The organism is Flavobacterium paronense, from assembly GCF_030409795.1.
In the GTDB taxonomy this organism is placed as follows: Bacteria; Bacteroidota; Bacteroidia; order Flavobacteriales; family Flavobacteriaceae; genus Flavobacterium; species Flavobacterium paronense.
Window position 1 is genome coordinate 1,033,423 of sequence record NZ_JAUFQN010000019.1, and the last position, 14,038, is coordinate 1,047,460.

General features: G+C 34.0%; 12 protein-coding genes. 1 reads left to right on the top strand and 11 read right to left on the bottom strand.

What is annotated here, in order from left to right; translation table 11 throughout:
- Nucleotides 1–85: 85 nt before the first annotated feature.
- Nucleotides 86–1,627, top strand: coding sequence for an acyl-CoA carboxylase subunit beta (locus tag QWY90_RS05850; protein WP_290284925.1), 1,542 nt, complete (start codon nucleotides 86–88; stop codon nucleotides 1,625–1,627).
- A 55-nt stretch (nucleotides 1,628–1,682) separates the two neighbouring features.
- Here QWY90_RS05850 and QWY90_RS05855 read toward each other — a convergent pair whose 3' ends face one another.
- The 11 genes from QWY90_RS05855 to truA form a co-directional block, all read right to left on the bottom strand.
- Nucleotides 1,683–2,177 (bottom strand): YybH family protein, encoded by a 495-nt coding sequence (locus QWY90_RS05855; RefSeq protein WP_290283870.1) that lies wholly within the window; start codon nucleotides 2,175–2,177, stop codon nucleotides 1,683–1,685.
- 149 nt (nucleotides 2,178–2,326) lie between these two features.
- On the bottom strand, nucleotides 2,327–4,228 hold the full coding sequence (locus tag QWY90_RS05860) for a T9SS type A sorting domain-containing protein (RefSeq protein ID WP_290283868.1): 1,902 nt from the start codon (nucleotides 4,226–4,228) through the stop codon (nucleotides 2,327–2,329).
- 210 nt (nucleotides 4,229–4,438) lie between these two features.
- Nucleotides 4,439–5,827 carry a dihydrolipoyl dehydrogenase gene (lpdA, locus tag QWY90_RS05865; RefSeq protein WP_290283867.1) on the bottom strand — a complete coding sequence of 463 codons (1,389 nt, stop codon included), beginning with the start codon at nucleotides 5,825–5,827 and terminating at the stop codon, nucleotides 4,439–4,441.
- A gap of 101 nt (nucleotides 5,828–5,928) precedes the next feature.
- Nucleotides 5,929–6,828, bottom strand: coding sequence for a hypothetical protein (locus tag QWY90_RS05870; RefSeq protein ID WP_290284927.1), 900 nt, complete (start codon nucleotides 6,826–6,828; stop codon nucleotides 5,929–5,931).
- Nucleotides 6,829–6,862: 34 nt separating this feature from the next.
- On the bottom strand, nucleotides 6,863–8,308 hold the full coding sequence (locus tag QWY90_RS05875; RefSeq protein WP_290283865.1) for an MBOAT family O-acyltransferase: 1,446 nt from the start codon (nucleotides 8,306–8,308) through the stop codon (nucleotides 6,863–6,865).
- Nucleotides 8,309–8,315: 7 nt separating this feature from the next.
- Nucleotides 8,316–9,038, bottom strand: coding sequence for an SDR family NAD(P)-dependent oxidoreductase (locus QWY90_RS05880; protein WP_290283864.1), 723 nt, complete (start codon nucleotides 9,036–9,038; stop codon nucleotides 8,316–8,318).
- Nucleotides 9,035–9,433 (bottom strand): MaoC/PaaZ C-terminal domain-containing protein, encoded by a 399-nt coding sequence (locus tag QWY90_RS05885; protein WP_290283863.1) that lies wholly within the window; start codon nucleotides 9,431–9,433, stop codon nucleotides 9,035–9,037. Before QWY90_RS05885 ends, QWY90_RS05880 begins: the two co-directional genes overlap by 4 nt.
- A complete protein-coding gene (locus QWY90_RS05890) occupies nucleotides 9,430–9,672 on the bottom strand; it encodes an acyl carrier protein (RefSeq protein WP_290283862.1) in 243 nt (80 codons plus the stop codon). The genes QWY90_RS05885 and QWY90_RS05890 overlap by 4 nt, the downstream gene beginning before the upstream one ends.
- 4 nt (nucleotides 9,673–9,676) lie before the next feature.
- The gene (locus QWY90_RS05895; RefSeq protein ID WP_290284929.1) at nucleotides 9,677–11,398 is read right to left on the bottom strand and encodes an HAD-IIIC family phosphatase; all 1,722 of its coding nucleotides are present in this window, start codon (nucleotides 11,396–11,398) and stop codon (nucleotides 9,677–9,679) included.
- A gap of 3 nt (nucleotides 11,399–11,401) precedes the next feature.
- Complete coding sequence (locus tag QWY90_RS05900; protein WP_290284931.1) at nucleotides 11,402–13,159, bottom strand: ABC transporter ATP-binding protein; 1,758 nt, start codon at nucleotides 13,157–13,159, stop codon at nucleotides 11,402–11,404.
- A gap of 46 nt (nucleotides 13,160–13,205) precedes the next feature.
- Nucleotides 13,206–13,973 (bottom strand): tRNA pseudouridine(38-40) synthase TruA, encoded by a 768-nt coding sequence (gene truA, locus QWY90_RS05905; RefSeq protein ID WP_290284932.1) that lies wholly within the window; start codon nucleotides 13,971–13,973, stop codon nucleotides 13,206–13,208.
- Nucleotides 13,974–14,038: the final 65 nt, after the last annotated feature.

Below are 14,038 nucleotides of genomic sequence, written 5' to 3' on the forward strand. Positions count from 1 at the left end.
GAATTAAGATAATAGAATATAGAAATGGAAGTTTTAGAAAGCTCTTTTTCTTTTCTCTATTTTCTAATCTTTAAAAGAAAAAAAAATGGAAGATAAAATCAAAATATTAAACGATAAAATAGCTTTAGCCAAATTAGGCGGTGGTGAAAAAAGAATTGCAACGCATCATGCCAAGAAGAAATTAACGGCTCGTGAACGAGTAGAATACCTTTTAGATGAAGGCTCTTTTGAAGAAATCGGAATGTTGGTAACACACAGAACAACCGACTTCGGAATGGAAAAAGAAATATACTACGGAGATGGTGTAATAACGGGTTACGGAACAATTAACGGACGTGTAGTCTATGTTTTCGCTCAAGATTTTACTGTTTTTGGAGGATCATTATCAGAAACACATGCTGAGAAAATTTGTAAAGTTATGGATATGGCATTGCGCAGCGGTGCACCAATGATTGGCCTGAATGATTCCGGTGGAGCACGTATACAAGAAGGTGTACGTTCGCTTGGTGGCTATGCTGATATTTTTTATAGAAATGTACAATCTAGCGGTATTATTCCACAAATTTCGGCCATAATGGGACCTTGTGCGGGAGGAGCTGTTTATTCGCCTGCGATGACTGATTTTACGATGATGGTTGAAGGCAACAGTTATATGTTTGTTACAGGTCCAAATGTTGTAAAAACAGTAACTAACGAAGAAGTTACTTCAGAAGAATTAGGAGGTGCAAGTACACATTCAACAAAATCAGGTGTCGCACATATCACTTCCCCTAATGGTGTTGAATGTCTGGAAGATATTAAAAGATTATTAAGTTATATGCCCCAAAATAACCGGGAAGTAACACCAAAATTGCCTTATGTAACTAATGACGAAGTGCGTGAAAAATTAGATACGATTGTTCCGGATAATGCCAATAAACCTTATGACATGCATGATGTAATTTCCAACATCATCGACGAAGATTCTTTTTTTGAAATTCATAAAGATTATGCTGAAAATATTATTGTTGGTTTTGCTAGATTAGGAGGAAGAAGTATTGGAATTGTGGCTAATAATCCAAAGTTTTTAGCAGGATGCTTAGATGTTAAATCTTCAATCAAAGGTGCACGATTTGTGCGTTTTTGTGATTGTTTCAATATTCCATTGTTGGTTTTAGAAGATGTACCTGGTTTTTTACCCGGAACTGACCAAGAGTGGAATGGGATTATTGTTCATGGAGCAAAATTATTATACGCCTTTAGTGAAGCAACTGTTCCAAGAGTTACAGTCATTACAAGAAAAGCTTATGGTGGTGCCTATGACGTGATGAACTCAAAACACATTGGTGCGGATATGAATTTCGCATGGCCAAGTGCCGAAATAGCTGTTATGGGAGCTAAAGGAGCGTCGGAAATTATTTTCAAAAAAGAAATTTCAGAAGCACTAGATCCAGCAGCAAAATTATTGGAAAAAGAAGCAGAATATGCTGAGCTATTTGCTAATCCCTACACCGCTGCGCAACGTGGTTTTATAGATGAAGTTATTTTGCCAAAAAACACTCGTAGAAAATTATTAAAAGCATTTAGTATGCTTGAAAATAAAGTAGTTGATTTGCCTAAACGAAAACACGGAAATATTCCGTTGTAATTTAAAATAGAAAACCGCCTTATTGGCGGTTTTTTTATTTTTTAAAAGTAGAAATCTATTTGGCCTGTGGCATATTCGAATTATAGCAATCACGTAATAGCTTCCATTTGCCTTCTTCTTTTTTATAGAGTTCTATTGATTTTCCTTCATCAACTACTTTTCCGTCCTTACCGGTCATGGTCCATGAGTTTTCGGCAGTTAGATTGGTTTCGTTACCCCAAAGCTCAACAAGCTTAATAGCAATCTGTGGTGTATCGCCTTTAAACCATTGTGTAAATTCTTTTTGAATTGCTGGTCTGCCTTCAACAGCTTTGCTGCTTTGTGGCATAAACTTAGCATCTGTGGCATAGCAATTAGCCAGTGTAACTGAATCTTTTGCATTAAAAGCCTTTTCAAATTCTCTGTATCCTGCCTCAACTGCAGTTTTTTCTGCAGCTAAATCAAATGTAGGTTTTGCTGTTTCGGCAGGAGTTTCTTCTGCTTTTTTACAACTCATGCTTACTAAAATTAAAGAAGCACAAACGATTTTTAATAATTGGATTTTCTTCATAAGTAATAAATTTAATGGTTAGTTATTGATTAGTTTTTTGACTATTAAATTTATAAAATATTGATTGCTAATTATCTATGGGAATTAATATTTATTAACAAAAAAATCCGCCTCAGTGAGAGACGGATTTGTATTGTTAATAAATCCTGTTACTCAATAATTACTTTTCCTTTATATACATCTTTACCATCATTAACTTTCAAGAAGTAAATACCTTTTGATGTAGCATTAAAGTTAATTTCTGAAGATGTTTGTCTTGATGAGAAGACTTTATGACCAATGATATCATATATCTCAATTTGAAATTCAGCACCAATATTTGGGAAGTTCAAAGTGAATGTTCCATTGTTTGGATTTGGATAAATGGTAATTTTTTTATCATTGATTACATCATAAATACCTAAGTTATCAGAGCGAACAAAATTTGAAACTCCATTGACACAAGTGACTTGATCTGCGTCTAATCCGAGATGACCAATTAAATTATTATTGCTGTAGTATCCTGTTATAGTTAATTCACTCCAATGAATTCCTTCTCCAGTTGTCATGTGCCCTATGTATACACCTAAATCTGTATAAACTCTTCCGGTAACTGGTCCTGTTAATCCTATTGCTGAAATTATGTTGCCATTACTGTCTATACTAAGGGTTACGTTTCTTCCGCCACAATCATCAGTAGTAAGCGTTCCCACAATTTTATCTTTTAGCGCACCTGGGTTTGCTATTTTATGCAATCTCCAATTTTGACCAACTAGTTGTGTTGTGCCTTCAGTATTTGATGTAAGTTGTCCGTTCATAGGATATACATTACCTCCACCATATATATATCCTGAAATTATACCACTTGGACTAACAGAATAATTACCAGTCCAAGGACCTCCAAAACCGCTCAAATCTGTAATACTTCCATTTCCATCAAAAACTAAATAAAGAAAATTATCATTAAAAGGGTCTATTGGGGTTACATCAGCATACACAAACCAAGGTCCGTTTAAAGTTGCGTTATTATAGCTACCTGTTGTAATACTGTAATTTACAATTTTATTATCATCAGAGGTGAGCCAACCATTGTTTTCATCCCAAAATGAAATACTAAACGGATTCAAAGCAGGAGTATTTTGAGTTATCCAACTGGCACCTCCATCAGTAGTTTTAAGTACAATGGCATTGCCTGGACTACCATTTAGTTTACTTCCAATCCATCCGGTTGAGGAGTTCATAAAATATAAAGTTTTACTATCATAACTTGAAGTGATACCAGTATTAGTTACTGCAGTCCAATTGGTTCCACCGTTAGTTGTTTTAAATATTTTACCTTTACTGCCTACAACCCATCCATTGTTTAAGTCTGAAAATTGCATAGCATTTAATTCACCTGCGCTATTATCAGTAAACTGTGGTGTCCAACTGCTACCACCATCAACTGTTTTGTAGATAGAGTAGGGAGGCAACTGACTTGGGCCAGCAGAATATGCCCAACCAATATTGGTATTAACATAATAAAATATTCCGGCACCATTGGTTGTTTCCCATGTTGTTCCACCATTAGTAGTTTTAAGAAAAGTAGGTGTTCCGGTAATCATGTTATAATATAAAGCCCAACCATTATTGGCATCTACAAATTGTATTTGAATAGCTAAATCACCAGTTGTATTTGAAAGTACGGTTCTATTCCAATTAGCACCGCCATTAGTTGTTTTATAAACGACAGCACCAAGAGGGTTGTCGTAAGTTCCAAAAGATTTTAAAACCCATCCGGTTGATGGATTAATAAAACTAATATTTAGTCCAGGGTCAGACATAGAACCAATAACATCACCAGGAAAAGGTTTTACCATTTCAGTCCATGTTGCACCTCCATTTATAGTATGAAGTAGAAAACCATTAGAAATGGAAATCCATCCCTCTGAGGCGCTTACAAATTGCAACTTACCAAGACTAGATGTTGCTGCAACTGGATTTGTTTGTAAATTCCAGCTTCCCTGACCATATGCGGTAAAATTGTATAATCCCAAAATTACCAGTCCGATAAATAAAATAATATTTTTCATTTTGATAAAGATTAAAATTCCTACTCGTATGGTTTTTCAGTTCCACCCCGTTTTTTAATTTGGTGTCTGGACTCCAATTTCCCATATGAAAGTTAAGAATATATTCAAATCAAATCCAATGATATATATCATACTTTAAGGCTTTTAGGTATAAAAAAATCCGTTTTGCTTTCACAAAACGGATTACTTAAAATACCTTTTAAGGTATATTTACAAATGAATCACTTCTCCGTATGCATCAGCAACTGCTTCCATAACGGCTTCGCTCATAGTTGGGTGCGGATGGATTGATTTTAGGATTTCATGTCCCGTAGTTTCGAGTTTACGGGCAACAACAGCTTCTGCAATCATATCAGTAACACCGGCACCAATCATGTGGCAACCCAACCATTCGCCATATTTGGCATCAAAAATAACTTTTACAAAACCATCCGGAGTTCCGGCAGCTTTTGCTTTTCCTGAAGCTGAGAATGGGAATTTTCCAATTTTTAATTCGTATCCTTTTTCTTTAGCTTGTTTTTCGGTTAAACCAACAGAAGCAATTTCCGGAGTAGCATAAGTACAGCCTGGAACATTTCCGTAATCAATTGGTTCTACGTGTAAACCTGCAATTTTCTCCACACAATTAATTCCTTCTGCCGAAGCAACGTGAGCCAAAGCTTGACCTGGAGTTACATCACCAATAGCATAATATCCTGGAACATTTGTTTGATTATAAGCGTTTACCAAAATTTTATCTTTATCGGTTGCAATGCCAACTTCTTCTAAACCTATGTTTTCAATATTAGTTTTAATTCCAACAGCCGAAAGTAAAATATCAGCTTCCAAAATTTCTTCACCTTTGGCTGTTTTTACAAAAGCTTTTACACCTTTGCCCGAAGTATCAATTCTTTCTACAGAAGAATTGGTCATTATTGTAATCCCTGCTTTTTTTAATGAACGCTCGAATTGCTTTGAAATATCTTCATCTTCCACCGGAACCACATTTGGCATGAATTCAACAATGGTAACTTCTGTTCCCATGGCGTTGTAGAAATGAGCAAACTCGACACCGATTGCTCCTGAACCTACAACAATCATTTTCTTTGGTTGTGTTGGCAATGTCATCGCTTGACGGTAACCAATTACTTTTACACCATCTTGCGGCAAGTTTGGCAATTCACGAGAACGTGCACCAGTTGCTATGATAATGTGATCAGCTGAGTATTCAGTAACTTTTTTGTCTTTATCGGTAACGTCAACTTTCTTTCCAGGTTTTAGTTTTCCGAAACCATCAATAACATCGATTTTATTTTTTTTCATTAAGAACTGAACACCTTTGCTCATTCCGTCAGCAACATCTCTTGAACGTTTTACAACCGCTGAGAAATCTTTGTCAAATTCTTTGATAGTTAATCCATAATCAGAAGCATGTTTTAGGTAATCAAAAACTTGTGCCGATTTAAGAAGCGCTTTGGTTGGAATACAACCCCAATTTAGGCAAATCCCACCAAGGCTTTCCTTTTCGATTACGGCTACTTTAAAGCCCAATTGTGAAGCGCGAATAGCAGTAACATAACCGCCAGGACCACTTCCTAAAACAATAATATCGTATTTCATTTTGTGCTTATTTATTTGTTATTTGTACAAAATGCAGTCGCAAAAAGCTCGTGTCATTGTGTATAATTTTCTAAATTAATTGAGACTGCGAATTTATGGATTTATTTTAAAAACTCAGCTAATTCTTTTTCATTCTTGAGCAGTTTATTCATTTCAATAACGCCTTTTTTATTGAGATGCATCACGTTATAAAAATAGTCGGTTTTTGTTCTTATCGATTCATAATTCGCATCAATAAAAGGAATGCCCAATTTAGCACAAAATGTCTTTGGCTTTTCAAATGTGGCACTATCATAAGTAATTTGGTAAGCAGGTGTTTGTATGCAAAATAATTGGATGTTGTTTTTTTGACATAAATTTTGAAGTATTTTCAAGCAATGTTCTAGCTGTGGAATGTCTTTTTGTTTAAAAAAATATCTTTTGGCTTGAGCCGTAATAGGATATTTAATAGTATCCCACTTTTCATCATTTAATTCAAATCCCGCTTTAAAAGAATTGGCATTTTTCAATGTTAAGCAATCGGCAAACAACTGATATTTGAACAAAGCATAAAGCGGAACATATTTTTCATAGTTGTCAAATTTAAAATAATTCAAAAAAGGGTTGTCTTTTTCATTCGGAAAAAAGGCATAACGCGCATATTGATTTTTAGTGACAAAATTGGTATTATTAGTGAGACTGCCAGCACTTACAAATGGATCAATGTTTAGAATGGCAAATTTTGGAGCTTTGTTTCTGGATAAATAATTTTGTAAACGAAGTAGTGTAGCGGTCAAATCGGAATGGCCGTTCATACCAATATTTATAGTTTTAATATGATAGTTGCTTTCAAAAAAACGAGGGTCAAAATGTGCCCAGCATCTTGAACTTCCCAAGCAAACCAAATCGGCGTTGGTATTTGCTGTAGATTCTAAAGTGTCGTAACCTGTTACAGTTTTGCCATCAATTCTATAGGATATGGCAATCTGAACCACTGAAATGATTCCTATTATCAAGAGCACAAATAAAAATATATTTTTAAGAAACGGTTTCATTTTAAAATTGAAAGTATATAAAATCTTGATTGGAAACGATACTCGAAAAATAATAAATAACCAGTACCAGTCCGCTATAAAGAGTCCATCGAATTGGTTTTAGAAGTCCAATGCCAAAATTCTCTAAGGCGTGTTCTTTTTTTCTGGCATTCCATTCCAGTACAAATAAGAACAAAATATAAAGTAACAGTGATACAAAATAAATCACAGATACACCCTTAAACACTGGCAATTGCATTAATGATTTTGAAAAAATGCTTTTATAAAAATGGACTGCTTCTGTAATGCTATTGGATTTAAAAATGACAAAAGTAAACATCACTAAAACGAATGTTTTCATCATGTTGAATACTTCTAAAAAACTGGGAAAAGAAGTTGCACCCAATTTTTTCTTCTTATTCAGAGTATCTTTCAATATCAACGGAATATAATATAGACCATGAAGAAATCCGAATAAGATATACGTCCAATTGGCGCCATGCCAAATTCCGATAAGCGTAAAATTGATAACAATAGCCAGAATCAAACCTAAATTATTGTAATCTCTAAAATAAATACACAAAGGCGTAAATACATATTCTGTCAACCATGATGTCAATGAAATATGCCATCTCCTCCAGAAGTCAGCAATGTTTTGGGCAAAGAAAGGAAAGTCAAAGTTTTTGGTAATCTTAATCCCCAACAAATTGGCAAAACCAATCGCCATATCCGAATATCCAGAGAAATCAGCATAGATTTGAATGGTGTATAAAAAGGTTCCGATTAAAAGCGAACTTGCAGGTAAGTTGTGATAATTAGCAAATACTTCCGAAGTAATGACAGCACAATTATTGGCAATGACCACTTTCTTGAATAGTCCCCATAATATCTGACGCAAACCGTCAACAGCAATGTTATAGTCAAATGTTCTACTTTTTTCCAATTGTGGAATCAGCTTGTTGGCTTTATCAATAGGTCCGGAAAGTAAGGAAGGAAAAAAGGCTACATAATTGAAGAAAATTATCCAATCAGTAGTAGCTTTTTGTTTTCCTTTATCAATATCTAATAAGTAACTGATGGTTCTAAAAGTAAAGAAACTTATGCCTAATGGAACCAGGATTTTCAATGTGGGTAATCCAATGGAAAGAGCTTCGTTAAATGAGATGATGAAAAAATTATAATATTTAAAAAACAACAAGCCGCCAATCCCTTGAAGCAGGCCAATATAAAGAAAAACCTTTCTCCATTTTGGATTTGAGGTAGTTTCAATTTTAATTCCTAAAAAATAATTGAGTGCCGAAACACCAATCAAAAACGAAAGTAAACGCCAATCAGACCAAGCATAAAAAAAATAACTACCTATTAGTATTAATACGTTTTGTGTTTTTAGATTTTTGTTGGTAACAAACCAATACAAACAAAAGAACAGTGAAAAAAATAAAACAAAAGGTATGGAGTTGAAAATCATAATTCCCTTATTTTAAAATGCTTCCCGCGTTAATTACGAAATCCTTACCATTGATTTGTGTCACATCATTTACTAGAAATTGAACCGCTTCTGCAACTTCATTTGTGGTCAATAATCTTTTTAAAGGATTGCTTTCTATCATTTGTTCTTTTACTCTATCGTCTGTTGCACTGGTCATTGCAGTTTCCATAAAAGAAGGCGAAATGGAGTTGGACGTAATATTAAATTTGGTATTTTCATTGGCCCAAACTTGAGTCAGTTTTTCCAAATAGGCCTTGTTGGAAGTATATACAGCCGAACCAATTGGTGGCATACCTTGCAATGCAGATGTCAATATGGTAATTATTTTTCCGCTTTTTTTCTTTCTGAAATGGGTTATAGCAGCTTGAGAAATTTCCACAACTGGGATAACATTAGCTTTAAAATCCGTCAAAAAATCATTCGAATCTATTTTATGAAAATGGGATTTTAAATAGTCACCGTTGTAGGCATTGTGTATAACAACGTCTAAGTCAAGTTCATTTATGATTTCTGACAATGATTTTAAAGTGCTTTCTTCTTCAAAGTTGCATTGAATTCCCTTGACATTTTTGAATTGCTTTTCTAATTTTTTTGCAGCAGCCACTGACTTGTTGAATGTAAAATAAACCACGTTATTTTCATTCTTGGCCAGAGTTTTAGTAATGGCTTCTCCAAGCCCGGACGCACCACCAGTTATCAGTATATTCATTCCAATAAGCCTATTTGAATTTTACCTTTAGCCACTATTTTACCGTCTGCATTCTTAAAATCATATTTAAATTCTACCGCTTTCACTGATTCGTATATGCCAGTTACTTTGGCATTGAATTCTAATTTGTCGTTTAGATAAACGGCATTTTTAAACTGGATTTCCTGGGAATGAATGATGACATTTTTGATAGGCAAACATTCACCAATAAAATACGATAGAAATCCGTTTAAAATATTGCCGTGCATTACTTCGGATTTAAAACCATTTTCGGTTGCAAATTGACGATTAGTGTGTAGTGGATTTTTGTCTTTGAAAAGTACAACGAACCCATTATAAATTTCCTCAGAAACTATAAAATTGGCTACAAAAGTATCATCAACTTTAAACATCATATTCCTTTTTCCTGAATGCAATTCAACATTTCACCCACATTATTCCAGCTTTGAATTTCCTTAGAAGTAAAACGAATTTTAAAATGTTTTTCAATGGCAACTACTAGTTGGATATGATTTAAGGAATCCCAATCCTCTATATCTTTGGCTTGTGTAGACTCGTTTAAAACGATGTCTTCGTTGTCAAGAACATCAATAAATATATCGGTTACTTCTTTTATAATGTCGGCTTTGCTCATGCTATTATTTTTTCGAAATATATGTTTTTTTATTGGAATAATTTTTCAAATCCAGTTCCCAGAAATGAGCTGCTTTTTGAAACCCTAAGTTTTCATAATGATTGGCCACCATTTCATTTTTGGGTGTCGGGATATATTCTCCTTTTAGTGTTGTAAAATTATGTTCCAAACCAAAATTTACTAACGTATTCAAAACAAAATTCTCCATAGTGCGTTTCAAAACCCGGCAACTCATAAACCAAGTGTCAACGAATAGGGTGTGTTCCATTTCCTGTTTTAAAATAATTACACAAATCAATCCGTTATCGCCGTATTTGTCTTCAAGAGTAAAGGTAAAAGTAAAATGCTGGTCAGATAAGCAAACTTTTTCAATATCAGCATCTGTATAGCGAATGGTTCTCAAATTGAATTGATTAGAACGCTGAGAAAGTTGGGCAACTCTGGGGTTATTAAATTTATTAAAAGGTTCAACTAATGAAACCATATTAAGGCTTTTTAGGAAATCTTCTTCATTGGTAAATTTTTGTTGGATGTTGGCTCTTTTGGCTTCAATTTGATACATTTTAGTTCGCTCGGTATCTTCACCAGAAAACGAAACGGTTTCAAAAAGATTTAAAGTATAAAGATATTCCAGATAATCTGCCGGATCTTCGGGCAATTCAGGAACTGTAATGCCTGGAATATTTTCGCGAACGATGTTGCGTTCAAACGGATTGTCATCTAAAAAAACCATCGAATCAAAACCAATATTTAAGATGTTTTGAATTTGGCGGATATTGTCTGCCTTGTTTTCCCAATTGGCTATAAAGACAGAAATGTCATCTAATCGCAATACCATATCAGGATGTTTTTCAAAAGGTTCTTTCGCTACTGATTCGGTATTTTTACTGCAAACGGCTATTATGATTCCACGGCTTTTTAATTTTTTTATCCAATATTGAAATTCTGAAAATGCTTTTCCAATGCCTAAACTTCCAATCTGAATATTCTCGATACCATCATCTCCAATAATGCCGCCCCAGATAGTGTTATCCAAATCTAAAATCACGCATTTTTTGAAATTACCGTTTAACGATTCGATTATATTCAATGTTCTTGAAGCTATTAATGGTAGGGCATCGAGACTCAATACCATTTCAGTATTAATATAAATAGAACTTTGAAAAAAGTTGGATTTCCCTATTTGGTTTTGAATAGTCGAAAGGTCACACAAATAAAAATTAGCGTTTTCGGTAGCAAACTGCATCAATTCAAAATTCAGTTTTCGCAATTGAAATAAAAAAGAAGATTCAGTTTTTAAAGCATAACTTCCAAAAACAGCATCGTCAATTTCAGTGTAATTGTAATAGATGATTTTGGCGTCTAACTGGATGCTCAGGTTTTCCAACATAAATCCAATCGAATCTATTTCATCGTTCGCTAATGATGAGCAGGTTTCTGGTTTTAACTTGTTGTATTTGGATAATAATTTATGCGAAGATTGAAAAACAATAACAATCTCCGGCTTAAAATCATAAAGCTCCGAATTAGGATCACTAACTTGTTGTTCAATTTGATTGAAATCGGACTCCCAAATTTGTAAATCAAATCCTTTGTCAAATCCTAATCCTTTTAAGGCTTGAGTCAAAAACTGAGTAGCTGTGTCGCCCAGAACGGCAACCTTTATTTTTTTTAAAGATGAAAAATCATTCTTCAGGTTCTTTTTTATTTGCTGAAATGTCTTCATAATTTATTCAACTTCAGTGGCAAACTGTGAATCATATAATTTTTTATAATAACCCTCTGTTTTGTTAACTAACTCTTGATGCGTTCCTTCTTCTACAATCTGGCCTTTGTCCATTACAATAATTTTATCCGCTTTGATAATGGTTGCCAATCGATGCGCAATTACTATTGAAGTCCTGCCTTTGGTAATGGTTTCGGTAGCTTTTTGGATTAATTCTTCGCTGTAAGTATCAATAGAAGAAGTCGCTTCATCCAAAATCAAAATACTCGGATTACTCATGTAAGCCCGAAGAAAAGCAATTAGTTGACGCTGACCCGAAGACAGCATAACGCCACGTTCTTTTACATCATAGTCATAGCCGTTTGGCAGACTTTTTATGAACTTGTGAATCCCGATTTTTTTGGCAGCCACAATTACATCTTCTCTAGTTATAGCTGGATTATTCAGCGTGATATTATTGTGAATGGTATCGGCAAAAAGAAAAACATCCTGAAGGACAATGGCAATTTGAGCACGTAAACTTTCCAACTGGAAATCATTAATATTTTCGTCATCAATGTAAATAGCACCCGAATTAATTTCGTAAAACCGATTTAAGAGATTGATAATGGTTGATTTTCCTGCACCTGTGGCACCAACAATAGCTATCGTTTCACCAGCATTGACTTTTAGATTGATTCCTTTCAGAACTTCTTCATTATCGATATAACCAAAGCGAACGTTTTCAAATTGAATATTTCCATGAAAATGACTAGCCGTTTTTGTTCCATCATGCTGAACATCACTGTCAGAATCTAAAATATCAAAAACACGGTTTGCCGAAATCATTCCCATTTGCATTTCGTTGAATTTATCAGCGATTTGGCGCAACGGATTGAAGAGCATTCCGATAAACATAGTATAAGAAATCATTTGACCAACTGTTGTAAATGGGTTTCCGTTTACAATTTGCATTCCGCCATATAAAATAATGGCTCCTAAGGTTATTGAAGAAATAATATCAGCAATGGGGAAGAAGATAGAGTTATAGAAAATAGTTTTAATCCAAGCATTGTTGTGTTTATTATTAATTTCTTTAAACTTCTCATATTCTATTTCTTCTCGATTGAAAAGTTGCACAATCTTCATTCCGGTAACACGTTCCTGAATAAACGTATTCATGTTGGCTACTTGAGTTCTTACTTCTTCAAAAGCAACTTGCATTTTGCGTTGAAAAATTCTTGTGATATAAACCAATATTGGAATGGCAATTACTACAATCATTGAAAGATGCCAGTTCATGTAAAACATTACAATGATGCAAATGAACATCTTCATCAAATCACTAAAAATCATGAATAACCCTTGACTAAAGATTCGAGCGATTTGTTCAATATCAGAAACCGACCGAGTCACTAATTGCCCAACAGGTGCATTATCAAAATATTTCATTCTGAAACTCAACAAGTGTTTGAATAATTTTGTCCGAATATCTTTTATGATATCTTGACCCAACCAGTTTGCCCAATATACAAAATAGAACTGTGAAATAGTTTCCAGTAAAAGCGAAATTCCCATTATTATCCCATAAATCAAAAGCCCTGATTTACTAGCTGTTTTGATGTATTTATCGACAGTTATTTCAAGTAAAAAAGGTCTTAATGCTGCAAATACAGATAGTGAAACAGCAAAGAAAATTACGCCAAAATACCTGAATTTATAAGGCTTGGTATATTTTAAAATACGTTTAAATAAATTGGTATCAAATGCTTTTGCTTGCATAGTCATTGTGAGGAACGAAGCAATCCGTTCCTAAATTAATGTAAAGTTATTTTATATAGTTGTATTCAATTTTGGTTAAATATAATCCGTGTGCCGGAACTGAAAATCCAGCCTGATTTCGGTCTTTACTTAGTATTATTTTTTCAAAATCTGTTAAACTTATTTTTCCTGTTCCTATATTTATCATTGTTCCAACAATGGCTCGAACCATATTTCTCAAAAATCTATCGGCAGCAATGGTAAAAATCAGTTTGTTTCCCTCTTGTTTAGCTCCGCTTTGTTCGATTCTGCCTCGAGTCCAATGTGCTTCAAAAATAGCACAATTAAAAGTTTTGACATCCGTATTTACCTTTGAAAAACATTCAAAGTCATTATGCTTAAAAAGTATTTGACAAGCTTCATTCATTTTATCTATATTCAATGGCAATTGCAACTGATAACTTCCGTCATTTTCAAATGGATCTTTCATCGTGTGAATATGATATTCATAAGTACGTTTCGTAGCATCAAAACGCGCATGTGCATCATCAGCAACAGTTAAGATATTAAATACAACAATGTCTTTGGGTAAAAAGGAATTGAGTTTATGTACTAATTGTGGCACATCAATTTCGTTATCGAAATCAAAATGAGCATACATTTGTTTGGCATGAACACCAGTGTCAGTTCTTCCGGCGCCAACAATATCAATATCGGTTTTTAGTAATAATGACAAAGCTTTATTGAGAGTTTCTTGCACAGAATTAGCGCCAGGTTGATATTGCCAACCGTGGTATTTTGTTCCTTTATATGCTAATTCAATAAAATATCTCAATGTAAAAGCTGAAGAGTTTTTAAAGCCTCAAAGTTACAAAGTTTTTGTGTTGATGAAAGGTTAAA

Excerpts from the sequence above, each read along its gene's own strand:
- QWY90_RS05850 (WP_290284925.1), top strand. The coding sequence starts at position 86 with ATGGAAGATAAAATCAAAATATTAAACGATAAAATAGCTTTAGCCAAA.
- QWY90_RS05855 (WP_290283870.1), bottom strand. The coding sequence starts at position 2,177 with ATGAAGAAAATCCAATTATTAAAAATCGTTTGTGCTTCTTTAATTTTA.
- QWY90_RS05860 (WP_290283868.1), bottom strand. The coding sequence starts at position 4,228 with ATGAAAAATATTATTTTATTTATCGGACTGGTAATTTTGGGATTATAC.
- lpdA (WP_290283867.1), bottom strand. The coding sequence starts at position 5,827 with ATGAAATACGATATTATTGTTTTAGGAAGTGGTCCTGGCGGTTATGTT.
- QWY90_RS05875 (WP_290283865.1), bottom strand. The coding sequence starts at position 8,308 with ATGATTTTCAACTCCATACCTTTTGTTTTATTTTTTTCACTGTTCTTT.
- QWY90_RS05880 (WP_290283864.1), bottom strand. The coding sequence starts at position 9,038 with ATGAATATACTGATAACTGGTGGTGCGTCCGGGCTTGGAGAAGCCATT.
- QWY90_RS05885 (WP_290283863.1), bottom strand. The coding sequence starts at position 9,433 with ATGATGTTTAAAGTTGATGATACTTTTGTAGCCAATTTTATAGTTTCT.
- QWY90_RS05890 (WP_290283862.1), bottom strand. The coding sequence starts at position 9,672 with ATGAGCAAAGCCGACATTATAAAAGAAGTAACCGATATATTTATTGAT.
- QWY90_RS05895 (WP_290284929.1), bottom strand. The coding sequence starts at position 11,398 with ATGAAGACATTTCAGCAAATAAAAAAGAACCTGAAGAATGATTTTTCA.
- QWY90_RS05900 (WP_290284931.1), bottom strand. The coding sequence starts at position 13,159 with ATGCAAGCAAAAGCATTTGATACCAATTTATTTAAACGTATTTTAAAA.